This window comes from Shewanella kaireitica (genome assembly GCF_023284045.1).
GTDB lineage: Bacteria > Pseudomonadota > Gammaproteobacteria > Enterobacterales > Shewanellaceae > Shewanella > Shewanella kaireitica.
Map to the genome: position 1 here is coordinate 26,542 of NZ_JAKIKQ010000004.1, position 24,343 is coordinate 50,884.

Below are 24,343 nucleotides of genomic sequence, written 5' to 3' on the forward strand. Positions count from 1 at the left end.
AACACTTGAACGTAACCTTAACCTAGATACATTTTCATGCAATCTACTGCTGTATAGAATAACACCGAAGCTCAACTAAATGAGCTCGTTATTATAATTACAATTGATGGGTCAAAACATGAAAATACTAAAAACTGCCGCAGCCTTAGCTGTTGGTGTTGCACTGCTAACAGGCTGTAATGATGACGACGTCAAGTATGTTGATCATACTGAAGTTAAAATTGCTGCTTATAACCTTTCTTTTGATCGTGCGACTTTTGCTGACTTAGTTGCAGAGATGGCTATTACCTCCGCAGAGCAAAAGACGCTGGTAGATGCTTACCTTGCAGATCGTGATGCGATGGATCCAGCTGATAAAACAGCTGCAGAGAAAGTTATCCAAATTCGTAACGTAGCTGCGATCATTCAAAAGACTCGCCCAGATGTGCTAATGATGGGTGAATATAACAATGATGGCACAGGTGAAGACTTATCTGCACTAGAAGGCTTCCAAGCAAACTACCTATCCGTCGCCCAAAGTATTGAGGGAGCAGGTGGTGAAGCTGATCTAGAGCCTATTGAATACCCATTCGCCGAAAGCTATGGCACTAACACTGGTCTGCTAAGCGGATTCGACTTAAATAACGATGGCTACATCGCGACGGCTGAAGATGTGGGTACTAACGAGTACGCAGGCGATACTTGGGGTTTTGGTAAGTATCACGGACAGTACGCTTTTGCGTTAATGTCTAAATACGAAATTGATGCTAAAAATACTCGTACTTTCCAAGACTTCAAATGGAAAGATCTAGACGGTGCTGAAAACCCATTACTCGATGGCGAAAATTGGTATACCGACGAAGAGTGGCAACAAATGACTTTGTCATCTAAAAACCACGTCGACGCACCGATTTTAGTTCCGACTAAAGATGGCACTGAGACTATCCACATTCTAATGTCTCACCCAACACCTCCAGTGTTTGATACCGGTAAGAACAAGCTTCAAAATGCTGCAGAAGTTGAGTTTTGGCATAACTATGTCACAAACTCACAAGACTTTTATGATGATGCTGGTAACACTGGCGCCCTAAAAGAAGGTGCTCATTTTGTTATTGTTGGTGACCAGAACCTAGATGCAGCAGTTGGTGCGGGTGATGGTTTTACTGAAGTTATGGCGGCACTACATGCTGATCCTGTCGTAAACCAAAATGTGACTAATGGCGATTTGTACCCAACAAGTTTCGGCGCTGCAGAATATGCTGCTGACCGAAGTTCTGAGCATCCGTATCCGAATCGTATTACCGCTGAATTCCATAACTCTTATGGCGGAATTAATGCTGACCACGCTATTCCATCAGCTTCACTAAATATTGTCGACTCAGGTGTATACTGGCAAGCCAGTTACCAAGAAGGTCGTATGCTATTTAACGATGCTCGCATTGGTAAATATGGTACAGGTAAAGACGTATCTTCAGACCATCGTATGGTTTGGATTAAAGCTAAGTTTTAATCTGAACTAAGTTCTAGATTTAGTCCTAGTTAAACTGATAAAAGCCTCGATTATTCGGGGCTTTTTTGTGGTTAAAGGAGGAGACTTCTTTATCCCGCGCTAGAGTGTTGGTTCATTTTGCCTAAAAACGTGGTTATCTTTGAATAAAGGTGTATCTAATCGCCTGCAACAGGCAAGCACTCTAATGCATCTGACTGCATCTGATTAAAGTCGTGGCGCCTCGCACTTGATTTAATAAGAGTCAATCCCACAGTGCCCCTGCGAAGGTATCTCCATCGTATCTCGGCAACTCCGATGGGGAGTTGTGTTTTCTGTAAGTTTTTGAAACTAACTTTTGCCCCAAAGTTGGTTAGCCTTCGAATGAAGGGTAATTACATTTTTCTTTAAGCAGTAGCTACGGGGAAGTCTGTTCTATGTTTTAGCTTCATAGCTATCAATCGCCTCCGGCGGGGTATGTGCAGATACTGCTGAAGCTCGCCGCAAGTACGTCCGTGTAGGCTCAACGAAAACATCCCTGTTTTCGAAGGCTTCAGCCGTATCTACACTTGATAATTGGAGTAATCATTAGGTTGTAGAGTTTGGTTTCTAACTAGGAAATGCCCCTTTATGAGTTGGGGCTGACAGGCTACACAAATGTTCAGCCTCCTAATTGACCTAGTTTTATTAATCCATAAATGGTGCTTAATTCTATTTTTTAACACGTCATCGATATTAATAAGCACTTTTCGATTAGGTGTATTCGTTCTTTAACACTATTCTGATAGAGTGCTGATTAATCAATAGCTTTGCTTAATCAAGGCTTGAATAATAGCCACATTTGTTAGATGTGTATGCTCGTTTTGAAAAATAAACGCTCAACACATAAATACTAAGACCTTAAATGTAAATATGAATAATCTACCTAAATATATCGAGACTCTTAATATCATTGAAAGAGATATTGTTGGGATTAAAATTGAGACTTCAAAGGTTTCTGTTAAGGCAGCTGCAACTTTATTCGCTGTAACGCTGGATCACGCACAAGGAATAAAAAATTGCCTTATTGGAGAAGCATATCCGCCAGCTTTTGCCTTGTTAAGGGTATTGTTCGAAACATATATTCGCGCAATGTGGTTGGAGAAGTGTGCAGATGAAAAACAGTTGGACAAATTCATCAATGAGGATGAAGTTGTATCAAAGAAGAACAAAAACCTATATTTCAAGGACATGATTCTAGAGGTAGAGTCACTCCATGAGTTCCCTGCATATTTTTCTGAAATTGCAAAATATACGTGGGATGGCCTGAATAGCATCACTCACTCTGGCAGCATACAGCTCCACAATAATTTCAATGGTAGAACCATACAGAGTTGCTATGACGATGAACACATTAATGAGGCTTTAGAGTTTTCAGCAATGATCTCTTGTATGGCTTACGCTGGACTATGTGATTTGGCTACAAGTTCTAATGCAGGGCTCGAGTCTGAAAAACTTATGACGTTTGTGCAATCCTGGGCATGTAACAAGTAACAGCTCCCGCCCATACAACTACAGCGCATGGGTAGGAGGGCTAATCTAAACCCCTAAGTTCCAAATTGTTTATGCCCCTTTTCTTCTCAGTAATTTCATTCCTCGCAATTCAATTAATTGTTATTTGACCTAGCTTTACTTATCTATGTAATGTGTAGAAAATGAAAAATTGCAATCATCATCAAGGCTAATAATTTGAAAGAACTACATTTTTATATCATGAATGGTCATGTACTTGTAACTCACAGAATCAAGCTGAGTTCTAATGAGTACCTCGAACTGAGCAATGCTAGGAAGGTTCTATCAAGGGTACTCAATCATGAAGAATTATATGATCAGGTAATAGAATCCTACGTTGATGCTAAATCTGTAATGTATGAGATGAGTGTCAGAGCAATTTCTAACAGCGTTACGTGCGATTACGTTAAGAATCATGATTGTCGAAGTAAACTAAATCGACTTTTTTTCAACAGTCTAAATTTGAGTAAGCTATACCTTGACGACCACTATCGCGAGCATAAAAATAAAGATGGCGATATTGTAAAAACCACTTGTTTCGTCAATAAAATTACTGATTCAGATAATGATATCGAGAAAATAAAAACGCATCGAGAAGAGATATTCAATGAAAACCCTGAATACGTAGTAGGATGTCAGCTGCGCAATTATGTTCAACATGCTTCGCTTCCTGTAAGAACTTTCACTTCAGGCTTCCGCACTCGACCTGAAGACAATCAAAATTTTGCAGTGTTTCACGTACCACTTGATAAGCAAGCGCTAATAGATGGTGGTGTTAAAAAAAATAAGTTATCAAACTATGGTGATAAAATTGACCTGCACGAAATTATGGATGGCTACATCTATGCAATTTCAGAAATGCATCTGAAAAGCAGAAGCTTAGTAAAAAATCAGATGGATGAAAGCATAGAAGTCATTAATGCAAAGAGACGTCAAGTTGAGCTAGAGTATGACTGTTTACTGGATGACATCGATGTTGTTGATACCGCTACCGAGAAGGGGAATCGATTGTTCTCGCTGAACTTGGAATGGTTTAGTGTAGTTAAGCATTTGCAAAGCAAGAACTCACACCTGTTAAATTTTAAACGCTTTACTCACATACCGTATCAACAGGTATAACAAAACATTCGGTAAGGCATTCCTTTTAAAGAACATGATTTAGCCATAGTTTTTCTAATACCAAGCTTCCACGTTAGATAAAAAACTCTAGCTCATTTTTGTCCAATAATTAGCTTCCCCGTTGGGCAGATACCTAGTGACTAACAGCCATTACAGACTCACCTAATACACACACTCCCCATCGAAGTTGCCGAAGTACGTTGAAGAAATAGTCGTAATGCCCACACGGACGTGGGCATAGCTTTCGCGGGACAGGATGTCCCATCGGAAGCGCTAGGCTATTTCGAATAAGTATGAGGAAGACAACTTCGTTTGGGGCGCTGAGGGATTGTTAAGGGGCGCAAGCGCTTTGCCCCTTGGCTCGGGTGTGGGCGAAGCGCCACGATCTTATATCAAACGAAGTTTGATTGGTTTGGCTTTTAGATGGAGAAGTGCTTTAAGCACCAACAAACTTTTGTCCAAAAACGAGTTAACGATTACCATGGACATGCTAGCTATTCATCTGAGTTAGGCTGTGCAAGCTGCTAATTATGGATGATTTAGCAGAGCCTATAGGGATATATATACGGCTTTTTTGCAAAAGCTAAATGCAGTTGAATTGCTCTTGATAACAATGATATACCCTTAATCTCGGTACTGATCTTTAGACTCTCAACATAACTCATTCTTTTCCAAAATCAAGCTAACAGCAAGCGATTATATCGTTATTGGTTGACTAATAGACAAACGGTTTATTGCTATCGCTGAGCGACAACATACTTGGAATGATAAATGCGCAGAAGCTGAGCGTGGTTTTGCTTGTAGAAAGGAAAAACCCACTCCGAAGAGTGGGCTTTAAAGCTTGCTTTAACTTTTGCAGGGAAAAAGCGAACACTTTAATTATATCGCAATTGCAGTAATTTGTATCCAGTATTACTACCAGAAACTGCCTGTTTATGGGCTTTTGACTGATATATTTGAATGTTTGTCACACAAATGTATCAATTTGTTCAAGCTCTAAAACGCTTCGGATCATATACCTCGGTAAAACTGACGCTATTCTTGTCTTCTAATTGCATAAAGTAGTCTTTAGCAATGAAAGATAGCAAGCAACATCAAGGGAGCGATGATACGCTTGCTATCCATTCACCTTTTACTAAACAGGCTTTATCTGCGTCTGATTACAAAGCGTTAGTAAAGATCTGACAGATCTCTTCATGAGTCGCTTGTTTAGGGTTAGTAAATCCACAAGCATCTTTCAGTGCATTATCTGCAAGTGTTGGGATATCTTCAGCTTTAACACCTAGTTTAGTGAGGTTCTCTGGGATCTTCACTGCAACTGAAAGTGCTTTAATTGCTTCTAGTGCTGCGCTTGCGCCTTCGGCGTCGCTCATGGCGCTCACTTCAACACCCATTGCCTTAGCAACATCTTTTAAGCGCTCTGGCACCACTTGTGCGTTGTAAGCTTGTACATGTGGTAGTAGCAATGCATTACATACACCGTGTGGTAGGTCGTAGAATCCACCTAACTGATGCGCCATCGCGTGTACATATCCTAAGCTAGCATTGTTAAATGCCATACCTGCTAGGAACTGTGCATAAGCCATTTGGTCACGTGCTTCGATGCTCTGACCGTTTTCTACAGCTTCAACTAGGTTACCCTTGATGAGCTCAATCGCTTTGATTGCACAGGCATCTGTAATTGGGTTTGCAGCGATTGAAACATAAGCTTCAATTGCGTGAGTCAGTGCATCCATACCCGTTGCAGCTGTTAGGCCTGCAGGCTTTAGAAGCATGAGCTCTGGGTCATTAACAGAGAGCAGCGGTGTGGTGTTTTTGTCAACGATGGCCATTTTTATGTGGCGTGCTTCATCGGTGATAATACAGAAACGAGTCATTTCACTCGCGGTACCCGCTGTGGTGTTGATAGCAACAAGTGGTAGTTGTGGCTTAGTAGACACATCTAGCCCTTCGTAATCTTTAATGCTGCCGCCGTTGGTTGCAACTAATGCAATACCTTTAGCACAGTCATGAGGAGAGCCACCGCCAAGAGAGATAACAAAGTCACAGTTATTTGCTTTAAGCAATTCAAGACCTGCAACAACGTTACCAGTGGTTGGGTTTGGTTGAACACCGTCGAACACAACTGAAGCAATATCATTGCTTGCAAGCTTGTCAGTCACTTGAGCTACTAACCCAATTTCAACTAACGGCTTGTCTGTAACAATTAAGGCATTTTTAAAGCCCAGAGTTTTGATATCACCAATCGCTTCAGTAACCGCATCTTTACCTAAGACATTGACAGAAGGGATGAAAAATTTAGCAGCCATAAAATCCACCTATAAGCTTAATGTTAAAGTTTGTTATCTTTTCTGGTAATTAAAGTACCAACACTTGTGGGGTAAAGGTGTGATCTGGCTCTAAATTAGCCTTAAATCTAGTGTAAATGACTTCAAAACTAGATCCAGGTAGCTAATTCTGTAATTTTACGACATCAGCAAGCGTGGTTTGCTGATACAAGCGCTACTTAGGCTAAGAGAATGTGCTTTATTGATGCAATTCCTGCGCGTTTATCGTGCAATCACAAAGCAGCTTAACGCTACTTGTTAGTTTTTTACTGATAAGGAGGAAAGCTATATTTTTATTTAAGCTGCTGATTTTCATCGAATGCGAATTGTCACCCCAATGAAATAAAACTGTCTTCAAGCTGTTACTTGTTATTGGCATGGTTACTGCTCCATCTAGAGAGTGCATTGCCAAGTCCAAGGATGAGAAGCATGGGGTTACAAAAGTTACTGTATTTGCAAGGCGTTGGCGCTGAGTTTGTCAGTTGTAGTGGCGAAAACATCGTTACCCCAGAGCAAGATCGTATTGGCATTTTACATTGTATGCTAACTAGCGGTGGACAAGAGAGATGCGAACCTGTGATATCAGCGGAGCAGGTAGACGAAAAAATTTACCAACTTGATGCGATGCCGTGGACTCAACGGTTGCCTTTATTTCAACATACAACGCTAGATAATCCCGAGTTGAGTGTGTTCATCGCTAGCGACAGTGATTCTCGGTTGACGATTGAGTTGCAGTTAGAGGGCGGTGAACAGTTTCAATTATGTATAGATACTGCCAAGTTTGCAGCGAATCCTCGTATCGCCAAAATTACAGGCCATTACCATGTCGATGATTGCGATTATTTGCACTATCGACTGTTGATCACTCAAGCATTGCTTGAGTCTGATATCTGCTGCGGTTCATTACAAATGTCTGTTTTGCCTTATATAGGCCTTGGCTATCATCGGGTGCGGATCAGTGATGAAGCTGAGTTTGCTTCAGCCTGCACCCATTTTGTTGAAGGTCAGTGGTTAGTTGCTCCCGTGATGAGTTACCAAAGCGGTAATACTCGCTCACTTAGCAATAATCGATTATGGGGGCTTAGTATTCAACTATTTAGCCTTCGCAGTGAGACGCAATGGGGCATTGGTGATTTTGCCGATCTAGCTGTGCTTATTGAGCTGGTGGCTAACGAGGGTGGCAGCTTTATTCAACTCAATCCGTTACATGCTCTGGATATTGCCAACCCTCAAGCGTGTAGCCCCTATAGTCCATCTGATAGGCGCAGGCTTAACCCGCTTTATATTAACCTTGAAATGGTGCCAGAGTTTCCACAGTTATTTTGCGATGTGGAGCCTAACGCTGCAGTTGGAACAGCATCTGAGCTAACCATTGAATTTAAAGCAATAAAGCAGCAGGTTAATCGTGCCGACTGGCTTGATTACCAGCTGGTAAGCCTGCATAAATACCGAATTTTTAAATTGCTTTATCGGCAGTTTATAGTGGCTCATGTTGAAACCAATAGTGTAAGAGGCCAGCGATTTAGCCAGTTCATTGCTGATAACGGCGATAGTCTGCGGCAGTTTTGTGAGCAGCAGCTTAGTGATACCGCGGCTATGAGTGAATTTTCTGGGTTGGATAGTCGCTTTTTTGCTTACCTGCAGTTTGTGGCAGAACAACAATTGAGCCAATGCCAAGCCCAAGCAAAGCGGTTGGGGATGGCGATTGGACTGGTTCGCGACATGGCGGTTGGGGTGGCTTCCAATAGTGTTGAGGTTCGAGCAGATAACAGCCCTTTTTGCCAACATGCCTGTATTGGTGCGCCGCCGGACCCTTTTGCTCCCCAAGGGCAAAACTGGGGCTTAACACCTTTTGACCCTATTGCGCTAAAACACGAAGGCTATCAGCATTTTATCCAATTATTGCGCAGTAATATGCAATCATGCGGTGCCCTGAGAATCGACCATGTTATGTCGCTACTGCGTTTGTGGTGGTGGCCAAGGTCGGAAGATTTAGGTAACGGCGCCTATGTTTATTATCCGCTTGATACGTTATTGGCTATTGTGTGTATTGAAAGTCAGCGCGCTCAATGTCTAATTATCGGTGAAGACTTAGGCCTAATCCCTCCTGAAATTGTTAGCAAACTCTCGGCTGCGGGCGTGTTATCTAACGATCTGTTCTACTTTAGCAGAGACGGTGATGGTTTTGCTTTACCTGCAAACTATCCTGCAGACAGTTTAATGATGTTAGCTAATCACGATGTTCCACCGTTATTAGCTTGGTGGCAAGCAGATGATCTGCAACTCAGACGTAGTATCGGCCTTATCGATAATGATGAGTTGCTGCAATCGCTGATCTCACAGCGAGAGTTCGATAAACAGCAGCTGTTGAAATTACTGCAATCGCAAGGTCAGTTTGACGGCCGCGATGTAAACAGCATTCATTACCCTGAACTACTTAAGTCATGGTTGGCGGTCACTGCAGCGGGTAACGCACACCTTTTCAGCGTGCAACTTTGCGATTTGGTCTGTGATAACCAACCTATAAATATCCCTGGTACCTGGCTGCAGTATCCTAATTGGCAGCGCAGATTAGCACTATCTTTAACCGAGTTAGCAGCAGATAAACAAGTGCATGGATTGCTATTGCAGTTACAAAGCTCTCGTCAGCAAGGTGCGGAGAGTGATCGGGAAATTGACACTCATGCAAGAACACAAGCCTGCACAAAAAACAATATTAGTACCAATGCTCATCCCAATCGCACGAATTCAACACCGTCTCACGCAACTTCGTCACTACAACCAAATGGATTAAACCGCTATGACTAACAACGCTCCCGAGTTTCAACATGGTATCGATGTCGCCCTGCTTAACGGTGAATATGTCGATGTGTTTGCGCTTTTAGGCATGCATGGCAGTGATGACGGAAAGTCGCTGCTGGTGCGCTGCTTTTTGCGTGGAGCCTTGGGCGTTGATGTTATCTGTATGAAAACATCGCGCAAAGTTGCCAGTTTAGACAAGTGTAATGACCAAGGGCTTTTTAGTGGAAAAATGGGCCGCAGGGTAAAACCATTTCTCTACAAATTGCGAGTTAGGTATCCGTTAGATATACAAGAAATCATCGATCCGTATCAATTTCCGAGCCTTCTTGATGCCGATGACCTTTATCTTTTTGCTGAAGGTCAACAACAGCAGAGTTATCAATTTTTAGGGGCTAACTGGAGGGTCAATCAAGGGGTTACTGGAGTGCTGTTTTGCGTCTGGGCACCGAATGCTCAGAGAGTATCGCTCATTGGAGACTTTAACCACTGGGACGGCGCTGTAAATGTGATGCGGCAACATCTTGCCAATGGACTTTGGGAGATTTTTATTCCAGAGGTGAGTGCGGGTGATCAATACAAGTTCGAGATAATCGATGTTAATGGTCAATGCATCGAGCGAGCAGACCCTTACGCCAAAGCGATGCAGAGTGCTCCTGGAAATGCCTCTATAGTGCCAGAGCAAGCCCCATATGATTGGCAAGATAAGCAATGGCTCAAACAGCGATGTGACAAAGTTTGGCATCAGGCGGCGATGTCGACCTACGAAGTGCACCTAGGTTCTTGGCGTCGACAAGGTGAAAGTGGCGCTGATTACTTAGATTATTCCGAGCTCATCAAGCAGCTTATTCCCTATGTGTTAGAAATGGGCTTTACCCATATACAGCTTATGCCGTTAAGCGAATATCCATTTGATGGTTCCTGGGGGTATCAGCCAGTAGGGCTTTATGCTCCTACCTACCGTTTTGGTGATGCTAACGGATTAAAAGCCTTTATTGATGCCTGCCATCAAGCTGGAATTGCGGTATTACTTGATTGGGTTCCGGCTCACTTTCCTAAAGATCCACATGGTTTAAAGCAGTTCGACGGTACGCGTCTTTATGAGCATGATGATCCTCGCCAAGGCGAACACCCTGATTGGGACACTCTTATTTATAACTATGAGCGCGGTGAGGTGCAAAGTTACCTGTTGAGTAACGCGTGTTACTGGTTAAAGGAGTTCCATTTCGATGGCTTAAGGCTGGATGCGGTGTCGTCGATGCTTTACTTAGATTACAGCCGTGAAGCGGGGCAGTGGTTACCCAATGCGTACGGTGGGCGCGAGAACTTAGCCGCGATTCGCTTTTTACAAAACCTTAATCAACGCTTGTATCAAAGTTTTCCGGGGATCTGCATGATTGCCGAGGAGTCAACGGCTTGGCCGGGGGTGACTCATATTATTGATAAGCCTTTGCAGGCACAAGAGGGCGGGCAAACACAGCAAAACCTTGGGTTTGGCTTTAAATGGAACATGGGCTGGATGAATGACAGTTTAGGCTATTTAAGCCGCGACCCGATTCATCGTCGCCATCATCACCATGAATTTAGCTTTAGCCTTGTTTATCAATACACCGAGCAGTTTATCTTGGCATTAAGTCATGACGAAGTGGTGCATGGAAAAGGTTCTTTGCTGCATAAAATACCTGGTGACGACTGGCAGAAGTTTGCGACTTTACGGGCGTATTACGGTTTTATGTGGGGGCATCCGGGAAAAAAATTGCTATTTATGGGCGGCGAATTTGCTCAGCGTGACGAATGGGATCACGATGCAAGCTTAGACTGGCATCTACTGCAATACCCGCCGCATTTAGGCATGCAAGCGTGGGTAAAAGATTTAAATAAGCTATATAAAGCATCTTCAGCACTGTGGTTAAAGGACAATGAACCGAGCGGCTTTAGCTGGTTAGATTGTGACAATGCCGACTCGAGTATTTTCAGTTTTATCCGCCATGGTAGTGATTCATTGGCGAGAAGTCGTGACGACTTGATTTTCATCGTCAACATGACTCCTGAGGTGCATCACGGCTTTAGAGTTGGCTTGCCTCAAGATGGTGAATATAGTGAGCAGCTTAACAGCGATAGCGCATTTTATGGCGGTAGCGATGTGGGTAATCAAGGGGTTATCAATGCTGAGAGCTATGCATATCAAGGCTTGCCCTATAGCGCGTTGATTACGGTGCCGCCGCTAGCCTGCTTAGTTATTGGAAAGGGCTAATTGATGCTTATTACCGCAGGCAAACCTTATCCACTTGGGGCAAGTGTCGATGAAGTTGGCGTTAACTTTGCGCTGTTCTCTGCTCATGCTACTTCAGTCACCTTGTGTATCTTTGATGCAAGTGGCGAACATGAAGTTGCTCGCTATCCGATGCTGCAAAAGAGTCAGCAGATTTGGCATCTGCATTTGGCGACATCGGACAAAGCACTGGTTTATGGTTATCGAGTTGATGGTCCATATGCGCCTCATTCCGGCCATCGCTTTAATGCTAATAAGCTGCTACTCGATCCCTATGCTAAACGCTGGGTTGGTCAGTTTATTGAGCATCAAAGTCATTACGGTTACTGCGTCGATCATGCCCTAGAAGATCTCTCCTTTGATGACACTGACAATGCAGACTATATGCCTAAATGTCAGGTGGTTGATACCTCTGTTTTAGCGCCTATAGCACCAGTTGTTAAAATGGCAGACTCGCCAAGCATGGCTGCGAACGATCTTAATGGTCATATCATCTATGAGATGCATGTAAAGGGATTTACTCAGCAATGCGCTGATATTGATAGCGCCAAGCGCGGGACATATCTGGGCTTGGCAGAGCCAAAGGTATTGGATTATTTAGTCGCACTCGGAGTGACTTGCGTCGAACTCTTGCCGGTTCATGGTTTTATCAGTGAAGCATTTTTACAAGATAAAGCGCTGAGTAATTATTGGGGCTATAACAGCCTGAGTTTTTTTGTGCCTCACAGGCAATATACCTGTCATGCCTTGTCTGCGCCTGATGAGATTAGTCAGTTCAGAACCATGGTGAACTCCTTGCACCAAGCTGGCATCGAAGTGCTGTTAGATGTGGTCTACAACCATACGGCAGAGGGGAATCGCCTCGGACCAACGCTTTGCTTTAAGGGCATCGACAACCTCAGTTATTACCGTTTACATCCAAGCGATAAACGTTTTTATATCAATGATACTGGCTGTGGTAATACCCTTAATATCAATCACCCTAGAGTCTTGCAGCTGGTAATGGATTCATTGCGCTACTGGGTGGAAGTGATGGGGGTGGATGGCTTTAGGTTCGATCTGGCCAGCTGCTTAGGGCGTGAAGCGAGCGGCTTTGATAAGGGGGCAGGCTTCTTTGATGCGATGTTGCAAGATCCTGTGCTTAGTCGAGTCAAGTTGATTGCAGAGCCTTGGGATATCGGTCCTGGAGGTTATCAACTTGGAGGTTACCCCCAAGGTTGGAGCGAGTGGAACGATCGTTTTCGGGATACTGTGCGGCGTTTTTGGCGCGGTGACTTTGGCATGCTCCCTGAGCTTGCCCGCAGGCTTCATGGTTCCAGTGATTTGTTTGAACATGCAGACCGAGATGCTGACTCTACAATTAACTTTATCACTAGCCATGATGGGTTTAGCTTGCATGACATCGTTAGGTATAGCCAAAGGCATAATGATCTAAATGGCGAGCAAAGCCGCGATGGCCATCAAGAGAACTACAGTCACAATTATGGCGAGGAGGGCGAAAGTGACAATGCCGCGCTGAACGTATTGCGTCAACGCCAAGTGCGTAACATGCTCACCACTTTACTGCTGTCACAAGGCGTTCCTATGTTACTCGCTGGTGATGAAAACGGGCACAGTCTAAAGGGAAATAACAACGCCTATTGCCAAGATAATTCAATCAACTGGCGTGACTGGAGCGATACCGCAGAGCAGCAAAGCTTGCTTGGCTTTGTACAGCGGCTTATTGCCATCCGTAAACGATTCTCCACGTTGTACACTCGACAATTTATTCATCAACAAGCGTCAAGTCATGGCGCTGGTCTCAGTTGGTTTTGCCGAAATGGCGAGCCCATGAGTAAAGTGCTTTGGAGTGACGCTCATACCCGTAGCTTAAGTTTGGTACTTACTGGCGGCAATCGATCAGACCCTACTCAGCAACAAGCGTTGCTGTTGATGCTTAATGCGGATGAACAAGCGCTTGTTTTTACCGCACCTGATATCGAAGGTTTTGAGTCTTGGCAATGCCTGCTGCATACCCAGTCAATGGACGCCGAAGGCTGGCAAGTTGAGCCTACAGTACAAAGTGAGTTGCCACTGCCTATCGCAGTTTCATCTGCTGCTAATAACTCCTGCCCAAGTTACCCGCTAAAAGATCGCAGTTTAATGTTGTTTTCCGCCCAGCTAAAAGGATCAACCCCATGATGACACCGGTAAAGCCGACTCAGCCTAAAGCGAAATCTAAGCAAGCGACACCGAGCAAACAAATGCCGAAGAAGGATGCTGTGCCCAATAGCCAGTCTGCACCTAAGCAACTGTGTGAGCCTTGTGACGCGTTCCATCTGGTGATGGCGCGGCATGTTAGCAATGGCCTGACTTGCGATGAACGAGATAAACAAGATCTGTTTCAAGCCTTGGCCACTACAGTCAAGCAGCAGATGCTCGTAGATTGGCGTCAAACACGTGTTGAAGATATTTTGCAAGGGCGAAAGCAGGTTGCTTACTTATCACTTGAGTTCTTAATGGGGCGCTCGCTCGGCAATGCGCTACTCAATCTTGATATTGAGCAAACCACTCGTGATGCATTGCAAGAATACGCGGTCAATATAGAGGATATTGAACAGCAAGAGCATGATGCTGGGCTGGGTAATGGTGGGTTGGGGCGTCTAGCCGCTTGTTTCTTAGATAGTTGCGCCACTATGGATCTGGCGGTGACAGGTTACGGTATTCGCTATGAGTACGGCATGTTTGCTCAAAAGCTGGTGGATGGTTTTCAAGTAGAGCGCCCTGACCGTTGGCTCAGAGAGGGTAATCCATGGGAAGTGAGGGCCGCCAACCACAACGTTAAAGTGCCATTCTTTGGCCGTACTAGCAGCTATATCGACCGTGAGGGCCGCAATAATGTCACATGGACTGATACCCAAGATGTACTGGCCGTGGCTTACGACATGCCAGTTCCCGGCTATAAAAATGGTCGCATCAATACGTTGAGGTTGTGGAAAGCAGAGGCAACTGATGACTTTGATCTGACTGAGTTTAATCAGGGGGATTACAGCGAAGCAGTTGCACGTAAAAATATGGCAGAGCAAATCACCATGGTGCTCTACCCCAACGATGCTAGCGAGAATGGCAAGGAGCTACGATTGCGGCAGCAGTACTTCTTATCATCTGCCAGCTTACAAGATCTGCTCAATACTTGGGTTAATCAGCATGGCAACGACTTTAGTGACTTTGCCAAGTTTAATGTGATGCAGCTAAATGATACCCACCCAGCTATCGCTATCCCAGAGTTGATGCGTTTGCTGGTGGATGAGTATTTCCTTGAGTGGGATCAGGCGTGGCAGGTGGTGAATCAAACCATGGCTTACACCAACCATACCTTGCTGCCTGAAGCATTAGAGCGCTGGCCTGTAAGAATGATGCAACATATGCTGCCGCGCATCATGGAGATAATCTTTGAGATCAATGCCCGTTACCTTGAACATGTTGCCCATCAGTGGCCGGGAGATGCCAGCAAACTTGCCGATATGTCGATTATTGAAGAGGGCTGTGAGCCTCATGTTCGAATGGCATATCTGGCCATTGTTGCCAGTTTCTCAATTAACGGTGTCGCAGGGTTACATACCCAACTTTTGACTTCAGGACTGTTTCGTCATTTTTATCAACTGTGGCCACATAAGTTCAATAACCGCACCAATGGTGTGACACCTAGGCGTTGGCTTGCTCAGTGTAACCCTAAGTTAAGTGCATTGCTGAGTAAGCGCTTAGGTGATGAGTGGATAACGGATCTTAGCCGCCTAAATGCGCTAAATGCCTTTACTGATGATGTCGGATTCATCAAAGAATGGGCCGCAGTCAAGCAGGCTAACAAAGCAGAGTTACAACAGCTGATAAGTCGCGAGTGCGGCGTCGAGTTCGATGCTGAAATGATGTTCGATGTACAGGTTAAGCGCATTCATGAGTATAAGCGTCAACTGCTGAATATTTTACATGTTATCCATTTATACCAGCAGATCCGCCTAGGTAATACCGATGATTTAGTGCCTCGTTGTGTGTTAATTGGCGGCAAAGCAGCCCCCGGTTATGCCATGGCAAAGTTACTAATAAAGCTGGCGAATAATGTTGCTCACATGGTCAACTCTGATGCGGTGGTGAGTCAATACCTCCGGTTTGCTTTTCTGCCTAATTATAACGTCAGCGCGATGGAAAAAATCTGCCCTGCAACGGACTTGTCTGAGCAGATCTCAACTGCAGGCAAAGAAGCATCTGGCACAGGCAACATGAAGTTCATGATGAATGGCGCGTTAACGATTGGCACCTTAGATGGTGCTAACGTTGAGATGTTAGAAGAGGTCGGCCAAGAAAACTTTTTCCTGTTTGGCCTTAATGCCAATGAGGTGGCAGCGCTTAGGTTGAACTATCAACCGGACTCATTTATGCCGCCGTTGAGCGCACTGTCAGAGGTGATGGAGCTAATAGAGAGCGGTCATTTCAATCTGCAAGAACCTGGTATTTTCGATTCAATTATCGCCAGCATTAAAAGCCCTAATGACCCTTGGATGACAGCCGCCGATTTTGAATCCTATCGCCAAGCTCAAGTTGATGCTGCAAACGCTTATAAAGATCAAATGAGTTGGACACAAATGAGTATTAGAAACACCGCCGCGAGTGGGCGTTTTTCTAGTGATATGACGATTGCCGGTTACCGTGACGAAATTTGGAGAGCATGATGCGCATTCAGTTGAAAAAGCATGTTGTTAACGCACGTTCAAGGAGAGAACTTATATGAGTAATAATCCTCGTTACATTAGTAATTTAACCCGCGATACCTATGCGATTATTTTGGCCGGCGGACGCGGTTCTAGGTTACATGAACTCACGGACTGGCGTGCTAAGCCTTCACTCTATTTTGGTGGCAAATTTAGGATTATAGACTTCCCATTGTCGAACTGTATTAATTCGGGGATCCGTCGTATTGGTGTGGTCACTCAATATAAATCACACTCGCTTATACGCCACGTGATGCGCGGCTGGGGGCATTTTAAAAAAGAACTGGGTGAATCGGTTGAGATTTTACCAGCCTCTCAGCGTTATTCTGAAAATTGGTATCAAGGCACCGCTGATGCAGTGTTTCAAAATATTGATATCATTCGCCATGAACTGCCTAAGTACGTGATGATCTTATCGGGTGACCATGTTTACCGTATGGATTATGCGGGCCTACTGGCAACCCATGCTGAATCTGGCGCTGATATGACAGTCTCCTGCTTAGAGGTGCCAACACCTGAAGCTGCGGGAGCATTTGGGGTGGTTGAGGTCGATGATACTGGCAAGATTTTAGGCTTTGAAGAGAAACCAGAATTACCTAAACATCTGCCAGAAGACCCTGAGAAATGTCTCGCCTCGATGGGAAACTATGTGTTTAACACCGAGTTTTTGTTTGAACAACTGAAGCGTGATGCGCAAAATGAAGACTCAGACAGAGATTTTGGTAAAGATATCATTCCGTCGATAATTGAAGATCATCAAGTCTACGCACACCGCTTTAGAAGTGTCTTCCCTAACGAAGAAGCTTACTGGCGTGATGTGGGGACTTTAGACTCTTTTTGGCAATCCAATATGGAGTTGTTGTCGCCAACACCAGCACTCAATCTCTATGATGCCAAATGGCCCATATGGACTTACCAAGAGCAACTTCCGCCAGCAAAATTCGTGTTCGATGATGACGATAGGCGCGGTATGGCTCTCGATTCTATTATCTCTGGTGGCTGCATTATCTCTGGCGCAACAGTGCGCCGTAGCGTGCTATTTAACGAGGTGAGAGTTTGCTCCTACTCATCGGTTGAAGATTCGGTGATTTTGCCCGATGTGGTCGTGCTACGAAATTGTAAGATCAAAAATGCCATAATTGACCGTGGCTGCATCATTCCCGAAGGAAGCGTGATTGGCTATAACCATGATCACGACCGCGCTAAAGGGTTTCGAGTGTCAGAGAAAGGAGTGGTGCTGGTGACTCGTGACATGTTGGGATTGCCTGTGGGGTATGAATAGACCATGGCAGACCAAGAGCAAACTCTGACGAACGTCAAGCAAAATAGGCCGCGAGTATTAATGTTGGCAGCAGAAAATGCTGCCATTGCTGGCGCAAAAGTAGGCGGTATGGCTGATGTTGTGCGCGACCTACCTTTAGCATTGGCACTGCACAATGTGGCAGTAGATGTGGCTATGCCCAGCTATGGATTTTTGCAAGATACTATCGCTGCAAAGCAGATCTGTAAGCTTAGGGTTAACTTTGCGGGGCGAGAGGAGCAAGTCAGCGTTTATAAGGCGGCCCATCCAAGTCTTGATGATTGCTATTGCTACCTATTCTCACACCCTCTGTTTAATGCTGGTGGTGAGATCTACTCTCAAGGCGATGCATCTCGTCCTTTTGCTACCGATGCGAGCAAGTTTGCTTTGTTCAGTTTAGCTGTTGCGACAGCGTTAACTGCTGATTCACAGGCGATTGAAGCTAGTGAAACAAGTAGCGTGATAATGCCACCGTCAGATATCATCCATCTACATGATTGGCATTGTGGCTTCTTCGCCATATTGCGGGCGTTCGATCCTAGCTTTGAGGCACTCGCTGCAACGCCTTGCGTGTTCAGTATTCACAACTTAGCACTGCAAGGAATAAGACCGTTAGCAGATGAGGCGTCATCGTTGGCGGCATGGTTTCCTCAATTGGCCGCCAAGCTCGATGAGCAGCAATTAGCCGCGATAGTTGATCCACGCTATCGCCATTGCGTTAATCCTCTAAGAGCGGCCATCGTACTATCAGATCGAGTACATCTCGTCTCACCAAGCTATGCGACTGAAGTGTTAAAACCTTCGATACCCGAGCAAGGTTTTTTTGGCGGTGAAGGATTAGAGGCAGATCTGCAGGCCAAGCTTGAGCAGGGCAGGGTTATCGGGATCTTAAATGGTTGTATGTATGACACTGATATTGATAACCACCAAGTTTGCCAGCCTTCAGCGCGAGCTAATTGCTCAGTAAGCGGTTGGCAAGCATTGCTTCTGCAGGCTGAGTCAGCGCTGTTACGCTGGCAAGTGGGTAAAGAGCAGGTTAGCAGTCAACACTTTGTGGCGCAGTCTCGATTACAGCAGTGGCAAAACAGTGCACAGTTGGCGAAGCAGCAATCTGCTCTAGCAAATGAAGCGCGATTTCTAATGACCTCTGTTGGCAGGCTAACCGATCAAAAAGTGATGATTTTACGTTATCGCTTTTCAGGCGCGGCGGCGAACGAAAGCTTTCGCGCTAAGACGGTACTGCAGGTGATGCTTGAACGCTTAGCGTTGTTAAAGCCAAATGGGCAATTTATTTTACTAGGCAGTGGTGATAAGCAAATAGCGCGAGAGTTTTCAGATCTCGCCGCTCAGCATAATAACTTTGTGTTTCTTGATGGCTATGATGAGCAACTCTCCTCCTCGCTGTATCAATCTGGCTCGCTATTTCTGATGCCAAGCTCGTTTGAACCGTGTGGTATTAGTCAAATGTTAGCGATGCGAGAAGGCCAGCTGTGCTTGGTCAATCATGTCGGTGGGCTTAAAGATACGGTGCAGCATATGGAAACAGGCTTTATCTTTGAGGGAAGCGACATACATGAGCAGGGAGTAGCGCTAATCGCTAGCTTTGAAGCGGCGCTAGCGCTTCACGGTAGTGACAAATGGCGTGCAATGGAGCTGTTAGCAATGCAGCAACGCTTTGATTGGCATAGCCAAGCAAAGCAATATGTAGACAAGCTATACTGCCTTTAGTACATGATTTTATTTTACTAATACCGGTGTAGTGGTGCCATTAAGCTATAGTGATTAGAGCAGTAAACTATCATCAATTTCATGGTACTGACTGGCTGAATCGATCAAGGATTTAGCCGTTAAGCCAGGTACGCCATAGACTTGGGTTTCAACGCCGTACTTCTGATAGATTTTTAGCATCAATAGATCAAAGTCACCGTCACCTGAGAGCAAAATAACGCAATCGACTTCACTGGCAGCTTCCATGATGTCGATAGTAATTCCGACATCCCAATCACCTTTTGCTGAACCGTCGCTGCGTTGGATAAAGGGTTTTAGTTTGACATCAAAACCTATGTGCTTTAGTGCATCTTGGAACTTTAGCTGACCGTCATCGCCGCGATGAATCGCATACGCAGTTGCGTTTGTTATTTCGCCTTCATAACCCAGGTGCTGCCATAATTTTCGATAGTTAAATTGGCGACCATAGGCTTGGCGACAGGTGTAGTAAATGTTTTGAACATCAACAAACAGAGCGATTTTTTTCACAGAGAGTCCATAATTGGCAAGTAGCCTCAAGACAATACATGAGCCAGCGAGTGGAGTGAAGTGTTATGCAGCCATTTGACCGCAGGAAGGCGCAGGGCTTTGATTGAAATTAGCCGCAGTTAAACCCAAACGTCGATACTTGTTTCTAGATAAGCGAGATTTTCTTGGCGGCGTTCATATGCTGCGAGTTGCGGTTTTTCAGTGATATCTTCGGGTTCAGGTCTGCGTCTATCAACTAAAAACTGACCATTGACATTGATTGTTTCGATCACTTTTGAGGGCATTGAGGGCTTAATCATTTGCATATCCTTTGCTTAGAAGGTGAAAGAACACTTAGTTTCAACCAGCTATTGATGTAGTTAATTATAGTCCGTAGTGAAGATGTTGCTTGTCTGGTTGGTTTTAATTGCTCTATAGTGATGGTTTTTTAGACTTAAATGCTGTGGTGGTGGTATTTAACTTACTAATTTTTTTATATTGTTTTAGCGTCGAAATATTAAAAATCGGAGTTGATAATAGACAAAAAGGACGCTAAATAGCGTCCTTTTTAATGGGGGGGAGCTAACTAAGGCGATAGGTTAGTTTTTGCTGTTTGACACCATAGTGCTGTTTGACACCATAGTGCTGTTTGTCCCAAGGATAGTCTGATGGGTCGCGGTCTTTTCAGCTAAGGTCAAAATGGATCCGTTTGTGTCAGTGAAATTTGGCACTATTGGTGAGTCTTTAGCTGCCGTTTGTATGTTCATTGACTCGGCCATCATATAGCTAAGTGCTTGTGTTAGGTTATCTGATTTTGTTAGACCAACTTCTACACGGTTGTTCTCACTCGGATCCATGATGGCCACACTGCTGTTCATCAACACTTGTTGGGCACTCGGAACAGCATAAATAGATTGGTAGAAATTACGACCGCCAATAGTTGCTGTTGACCGGACTTGCGTGCGCTGCAGATCAAAGTCATTGGTCCTGAAGCTATCCGTATCTATACACAAGTCTGCAGATGTTTCTGCACTACAACTGCTAGTAATAGCCATGTCATTAAAGTCATACATTTCTGGCAGCACATTTACAATGGCGCTATTACTGCCATCAAGTGGCATGTAAGAGTGATAGTGCCAAAGGTAGTTTGTTTCAGTCCCGGTAAAGTAGGCTGACCATTGCTGCAGAGTGCTGCTGCCATCGACGATAGCAAACTCTTGGTTATCTTCAAAAATTGACTGCCATAGGTATGTCTCTTGATTGCTAACCATATAAATGGCGCTACCTTGGCTAATGCTGAGGTTATTTTCTGACGCCCATGGTTGATAGATTAAGTTTTCACTCGTTAATGGTCGGGCGACGATTGAGCCAGGATTATTGCTATCGTAGATATACCCAGACTGAATTAAGCCGTAATGACTCATGATAGTGGCATTGCCGCTATTATCATTTTCATATGCGGTGACGAGTACCTGCTTTTTAGCGGGAAGCTCAGATTTAACCGGGATATGTGAAGAGATGCTATGGCCGTCAACATCTACTCCATAACTCGATTGATAATAGCTAATGTTTTTCTCTTGAAGCACTGATATCGCTGCGCCCTTAACTGTCTCTACAGGCAAGTCTTGGCTACCTTTAAAGCAGCTGGCTCCAATTTGAGGTTGACGAACATTAAGCACTAGATCAGACAGTAACTCTTTTTGTACAGTGAACATGTAGACGTCCGCGTTACCGCCTATGCCGCCATCAACCTCTTCTAGTGACACGTAGCCACCGTCAGGCACATTTGCACTATCAATGGTAACAATCCCAGTGCTTGGCACATCAGTAGCTCTAATTGTGTGTTTAGCTATTACGCTACCATCGCGGTTATGAAATAGAATGTTATAGCCATAAAGTGCAATTGATGCCGTGATGACTTTCTGCGGTTCAGCAATAGCATTGTCGTAAATGACACAACTTTTAGCTACATCACTTTGGTTTGCTGCATAGAGGTTAATGATTTGCCAGTCATATTTAGGGGCTGGTTCTGGTGAAGATGAGCTATCACTGCTGCCACATGCTGCTAAGCCTAATGCCATTGATACTGCTAAAGAGAGTTGTTTTTTCACCCGTTACACCTTAAAAAAGTTACGTATGTTTTATTTTGCACTGTTATTAGCAAATAATTGGCCAACCCTACCAGTTTCGCCTGCAAAATATAAAAAACGATATGAATGTTAAAGTGCTGTTTGCGTTGGGTTTAAAAGATGCTTTATTGCTGTTGGCGTTAACTGTTGGCGTTAACTGTTGGTTTGACGGTTTGTGTTGTGTGATTTGCGGTTCCTTTACGTGATATTAACGTAGGTATCTTTGTGTTTCGGTGCGGTTTTGGGAGGTTTACGCCAGTTTTTAGCTAAAGCCAGAAAAATGACGCGTTAATCAGGAGGGGAAGACCGCTCTGTTTTAGTGTTAAACACCTCTTAAGTTAGAGCGATGTTTTAGCTGAACCACTGGGCCAATTGATACCCAATGAGTACCAAGAACATCACCACTGTAGAGTAAAAGGTCAGTGCGAAACCAAAAGCTCGGGCTGCAGCACCTTGGTTATAACTTTTGAAAAATAATATTCTACCGATGGCGAAAAGTATTGAACATAAAGGCACTGCAGATAGCCAAGCGCTTGGCATAAGCAGACACCAGGCGCTATAGACGCCAATAGCGATAACAAGTTGCTCTAAAGTATTTTGCAGCAAACTTTGTAGAACGCGGGCTTCATTAGTTCCAGCGGTTAAACCGCTGCCATCAATATCTTCAGGGCTAAAAAATCGAAACTTAGCCAGACGTCCAATTGAAGCGATTAAAAACAGGGTTGGTAAGATCAGTGATAAACCTAAGATAGATAACCGCTGAGAAGCCTGGCTATTTTGAGCTAAATTAAACGGATCGACACTCATAGCATAAACAATCACTAGGATTGAGGTCAGCATTGCCGCAGCCATCCCCTTAAATACGCCTGTTTGTTTACTTGTTAATCCCATTTGTCCTCCAAATTGACTGATGTATGTAGCTATTGCTTTTTAATGGCGAGCTCCTTGCTTATTCTCCACCACTATCGCTGCCATTCGAGCTATTCCAAGAGGATGAATCACCGCCAAGCCAATCCCCCCTTTGATTATTCGATTTAAACGATACGCAAGACAGTAAAAAAGCGACTCCTACAATCAATGAGCTTATTGGCCACCACAGGCTTATTGATTGAACACTTAACTCGATTATCCCAAACAGAATGAGCCCAATTGCTAGCATTATCCTAAATGACTTCATGTGCCTCCATGTCAATTAAAGCAGAACTCAAAAGTAGCTACTTGCACGTTATCCATCATGCTAGTTAACCTGCCAATACGATATAACACTATGATTATTAGCTAAGGGTGTCCAAGTTTCTTTGCTGGTTTGATAGGTTAGCTGGTACAGTATTTTTGGTGTTGGCTGATAAGGTAAGCCGATAAATCCACATGAAAAAACGTTGTCTTCGGCAAAGTTAATAAATGACATTCTTTTTTGATTATAGTCATCTAACAGCTGCTCATTATCTGCTGATTTAAAGACTTTCTCACTGAGGGAAGCAATATTTTTCTGCAGCAATTGTTCGAAATTATCCGCGGAGCTTACATGGCAACTCAACAGCAATAAACTTAAAATGAGATACTTCGGCATAGGTTCCTTCCTTGTTAAATTGCCTGCCACTTTATACTATCTGATGGATAGTCATTATGGCTAGCTCTCAGCGCTATCAGTTTTTCAACTTTCGATAACGTGTTTTTGAGTCATTGACGCTGAAACAGCGGCCATAAGGATCTGACTTAATTTAGGTTAGTACAAATATAAAAAAGGGCTGGCATATAGCCAACCCTCTTACTGCAAAGTCGCCAAAATACTTATTCGTAATCAGACGCGTAGGTTTCTTCATAAGTGTGCGAGTACAACTCAAACAGGTTTCCAAATGGGTCTTCTAGGTAGACCATTTTAGCTTGCTTGCTGTCATCTTCAGGGTGGTAACGCATGATGTCCATGCGCACTTTCCCGCCTAGCTGCTGAGTACGTTCGATAACACCGTGGAAGTCATCTGTTTGCAAACAGAAATGGAAGATCCCAATACGTGAGAAGTCTACTTCATGACGCTCTTGGCGCTGTTTCATTTCAAATAGCTCTACGCCAATACCGTCGGTAGTCACTAAGTGAGCGATATTGAAACCTTTAAAGCCTTCACCAAATACTGCTACGCACATTCTACCGATTGCGGTTTCGCGCTCTTCTTTAACTTGAGTATTTCCCATGACGACTTTAAGACCAAGTGCTTTAGTGTAAAACTCAACGGCTTGATCCATGTTACCAACCATGATGCCTATATGATTCATCTTCATAACTTACCTCAAATTCTGCTGTGTAATTGCTTGTTTGTTTCGATGGAAGAATTATAGGGGGGAGTTACCATTTATAGAAATTATCAAATTTTATAAAAACAATAACTTTTCGTTATAAAACCTG

General features: G+C 44.1%; 17 protein-coding genes. 9 read left to right on the top strand and 8 right to left on the bottom strand.

Features of this window, described 5'->3' with window-relative positions:
- Positions 1–118: 118 nt before the first annotated feature.
- The 3 genes from L2730_RS07305 to L2730_RS07315 all read left to right on the top strand — a co-directional run bounded on the left by L2730_RS07305 (position 119) and on the right by L2730_RS07315 (position 4,135).
- Positions 119–1,489 (top strand): endonuclease/exonuclease/phosphatase family protein, encoded by a 1,371-nt coding sequence (locus tag L2730_RS07305; protein ID WP_248973998.1) that lies wholly within the window; start codon positions 119–121, stop codon positions 1,487–1,489.
- Positions 1,490–2,377: 888 nt separating this feature from the next.
- The gene (locus L2730_RS07310; RefSeq protein WP_248973999.1) at positions 2,378–2,998 is read left to right on the top strand and encodes a DUF6988 family protein; all 621 of its coding nucleotides are present in this window, start codon (positions 2,378–2,380) and stop codon (positions 2,996–2,998) included.
- Between the two features lie 480 nt (positions 2,999–3,478).
- Positions 3,479–4,135, top strand: coding sequence for a hypothetical protein (locus tag L2730_RS07315; RefSeq protein WP_248974000.1), 657 nt, complete (start codon positions 3,479–3,481; stop codon positions 4,133–4,135).
- Positions 4,136–5,295: 1,160 nt separating this feature from the next.
- On the opposite strand, the gene yiaY is transcribed toward L2730_RS07315, so the two are convergent.
- A complete protein-coding gene (gene yiaY, locus L2730_RS07320; RefSeq protein WP_220735875.1) occupies positions 5,296–6,444 on the bottom strand; it encodes an L-threonine dehydrogenase in 1,149 nt (382 codons plus the stop codon).
- Positions 6,445–6,891: 447 nt separating this feature from the next.
- Here yiaY and malQ point away from each other — a divergent pair, with 447 nt between their 5' ends.
- From malQ to L2730_RS07350, 6 genes are all read left to right on the top strand, one after another.
- A complete protein-coding gene (malQ, locus tag L2730_RS07325; protein ID WP_248974001.1) occupies positions 6,892–9,270 on the top strand; it encodes a 4-alpha-glucanotransferase in 2,379 nt (792 codons plus the stop codon).
- Positions 9,263–11,515 carry a 1,4-alpha-glucan branching protein GlgB gene (gene glgB / locus L2730_RS07330; RefSeq protein ID WP_248974002.1) on the top strand — a complete coding sequence of 751 codons (2,253 nt, stop codon included), beginning with the start codon at positions 9,263–9,265 and terminating at the stop codon, positions 11,513–11,515. Before malQ ends, glgB begins: the two co-directional genes overlap by 8 nt.
- A 3-nt stretch (positions 11,516–11,518) precedes the next feature.
- Positions 11,519–13,714 (top strand): glycogen debranching protein GlgX, encoded by a 2,196-nt coding sequence (gene glgX / locus L2730_RS07335; protein WP_248974003.1) that lies wholly within the window; start codon positions 11,519–11,521, stop codon positions 13,712–13,714.
- Between the two features lie 62 nt (positions 13,715–13,776).
- The gene (locus L2730_RS07340; RefSeq protein ID WP_248974202.1) at positions 13,777–16,239 is read left to right on the top strand and encodes a glycogen/starch/alpha-glucan phosphorylase; all 2,463 of its coding nucleotides are present in this window, start codon (positions 13,777–13,779) and stop codon (positions 16,237–16,239) included.
- Between the two features lie 55 nt (positions 16,240–16,294).
- A complete protein-coding gene (gene glgC, locus L2730_RS07345) occupies positions 16,295–17,560 on the top strand; it encodes a glucose-1-phosphate adenylyltransferase (RefSeq protein ID WP_248974004.1) in 1,266 nt (421 codons plus the stop codon).
- 3 nt (positions 17,561–17,563) lie between these two features.
- Entirely contained in the window at positions 17,564–19,306 is a 1,743-nt protein-coding gene (locus L2730_RS07350; RefSeq protein ID WP_248974005.1) for a glycogen synthase, read from the top strand.
- A gap of 54 nt (positions 19,307–19,360) precedes the next feature.
- Here the strand turns inward: L2730_RS07350 and L2730_RS07355 are convergent, their stop codons facing one another.
- From L2730_RS07355 to L2730_RS07385, 7 genes are all read right to left on the bottom strand, one after another.
- The gene (locus L2730_RS07355) at positions 19,361–19,834 is read right to left on the bottom strand and encodes a LabA-like NYN domain-containing protein (protein WP_248974006.1); all 474 of its coding nucleotides are present in this window, start codon (positions 19,832–19,834) and stop codon (positions 19,361–19,363) included.
- Positions 19,835–19,953: 119 nt separating this feature from the next.
- Positions 19,954–20,133 carry a hypothetical protein gene (locus L2730_RS07360; protein WP_248974007.1) on the bottom strand — a complete coding sequence of 60 codons (180 nt, stop codon included), beginning with the start codon at positions 20,131–20,133 and terminating at the stop codon, positions 19,954–19,956.
- A 279-nt stretch (positions 20,134–20,412) separates the two neighbouring features.
- Positions 20,413–21,924 (bottom strand): hypothetical protein, encoded by a 1,512-nt coding sequence (locus L2730_RS07365; RefSeq protein ID WP_248974008.1) that lies wholly within the window; start codon positions 21,922–21,924, stop codon positions 20,413–20,415.
- 369 nt (positions 21,925–22,293) lie between these two features.
- The gene (locus L2730_RS07370; protein WP_248974009.1) at positions 22,294–22,833 is read right to left on the bottom strand and encodes an MAPEG family protein; all 540 of its coding nucleotides are present in this window, start codon (positions 22,831–22,833) and stop codon (positions 22,294–22,296) included.
- Between the two features lie 58 nt (positions 22,834–22,891).
- Positions 22,892–23,119: a hypothetical protein gene (locus L2730_RS07375; RefSeq protein ID WP_248974010.1), complete on the bottom strand. Its 228-nt coding sequence runs from the start codon at positions 23,117–23,119 to the stop codon at positions 22,892–22,894.
- 60 nt (positions 23,120–23,179) lie between these two features.
- Positions 23,180–23,512, bottom strand: a complete 333-nt coding sequence (locus L2730_RS07380; protein ID WP_248974011.1) for a hypothetical protein — start codon at positions 23,510–23,512, stop codon at positions 23,180–23,182.
- Between the two features lie 221 nt (positions 23,513–23,733).
- On the bottom strand, positions 23,734–24,219 hold the full coding sequence (locus L2730_RS07385; RefSeq protein WP_248974012.1) for a VOC family protein: 486 nt from the start codon (positions 24,217–24,219) through the stop codon (positions 23,734–23,736).
- Between the last annotated feature and the right edge of the window lie 124 nt (positions 24,220–24,343).

Coding starts and splice junctions, on each gene's coding strand:
- L2730_RS07305 (WP_248973998.1), top strand. CDS start 119: ATGAAAATACTAAAAACTGCCGCAGCCTTAGCTGTTGGTGTTGCACTG.
- L2730_RS07360 (WP_248974007.1), bottom strand. CDS start 20,133: ATGATTAAGCCCTCAATGCCCTCAAAAGTGATCGAAACAATCAATGTC.
- L2730_RS07310 (WP_248973999.1), top strand. CDS start 2,378: ATGAATAATCTACCTAAATATATCGAGACTCTTAATATCATTGAAAGA.
- yiaY (WP_220735875.1), bottom strand. CDS start 6,444: ATGGCTGCTAAATTTTTCATCCCTTCTGTCAATGTCTTAGGTAAAGAT.
- L2730_RS07370 (WP_248974009.1), bottom strand. CDS start 22,833: ATGGGATTAACAAGTAAACAAACAGGCGTATTTAAGGGGATGGCTGCG.
- L2730_RS07375 (WP_248974010.1), bottom strand. CDS start 23,119: ATGAAGTCATTTAGGATAATGCTAGCAATTGGGCTCATTCTGTTTGGG.
- L2730_RS07380 (WP_248974011.1), bottom strand. CDS start 23,512: ATGCCGAAGTATCTCATTTTAAGTTTATTGCTGTTGAGTTGCCATGTA.
- L2730_RS07350 (WP_248974005.1), top strand. CDS start 17,564: ATGGCAGACCAAGAGCAAACTCTGACGAACGTCAAGCAAAATAGGCCG.
- glgX (WP_248974003.1), top strand. CDS start 11,519: ATGCTTATTACCGCAGGCAAACCTTATCCACTTGGGGCAAGTGTCGAT.
- L2730_RS07385 (WP_248974012.1), bottom strand. CDS start 24,219: ATGAAGATGAATCATATAGGCATCATGGTTGGTAACATGGATCAAGCC.
- glgC (WP_248974004.1), top strand. CDS start 16,295: ATGAGTAATAATCCTCGTTACATTAGTAATTTAACCCGCGATACCTAT.
- L2730_RS07340 (WP_248974202.1), top strand. CDS start 13,777: ATGCCGAAGAAGGATGCTGTGCCCAATAGCCAGTCTGCACCTAAGCAA.
- glgB (WP_248974002.1), top strand. CDS start 9,263: ATGACTAACAACGCTCCCGAGTTTCAACATGGTATCGATGTCGCCCTG.
- malQ (WP_248974001.1), top strand. CDS start 6,892: ATGGGGTTACAAAAGTTACTGTATTTGCAAGGCGTTGGCGCTGAGTTT.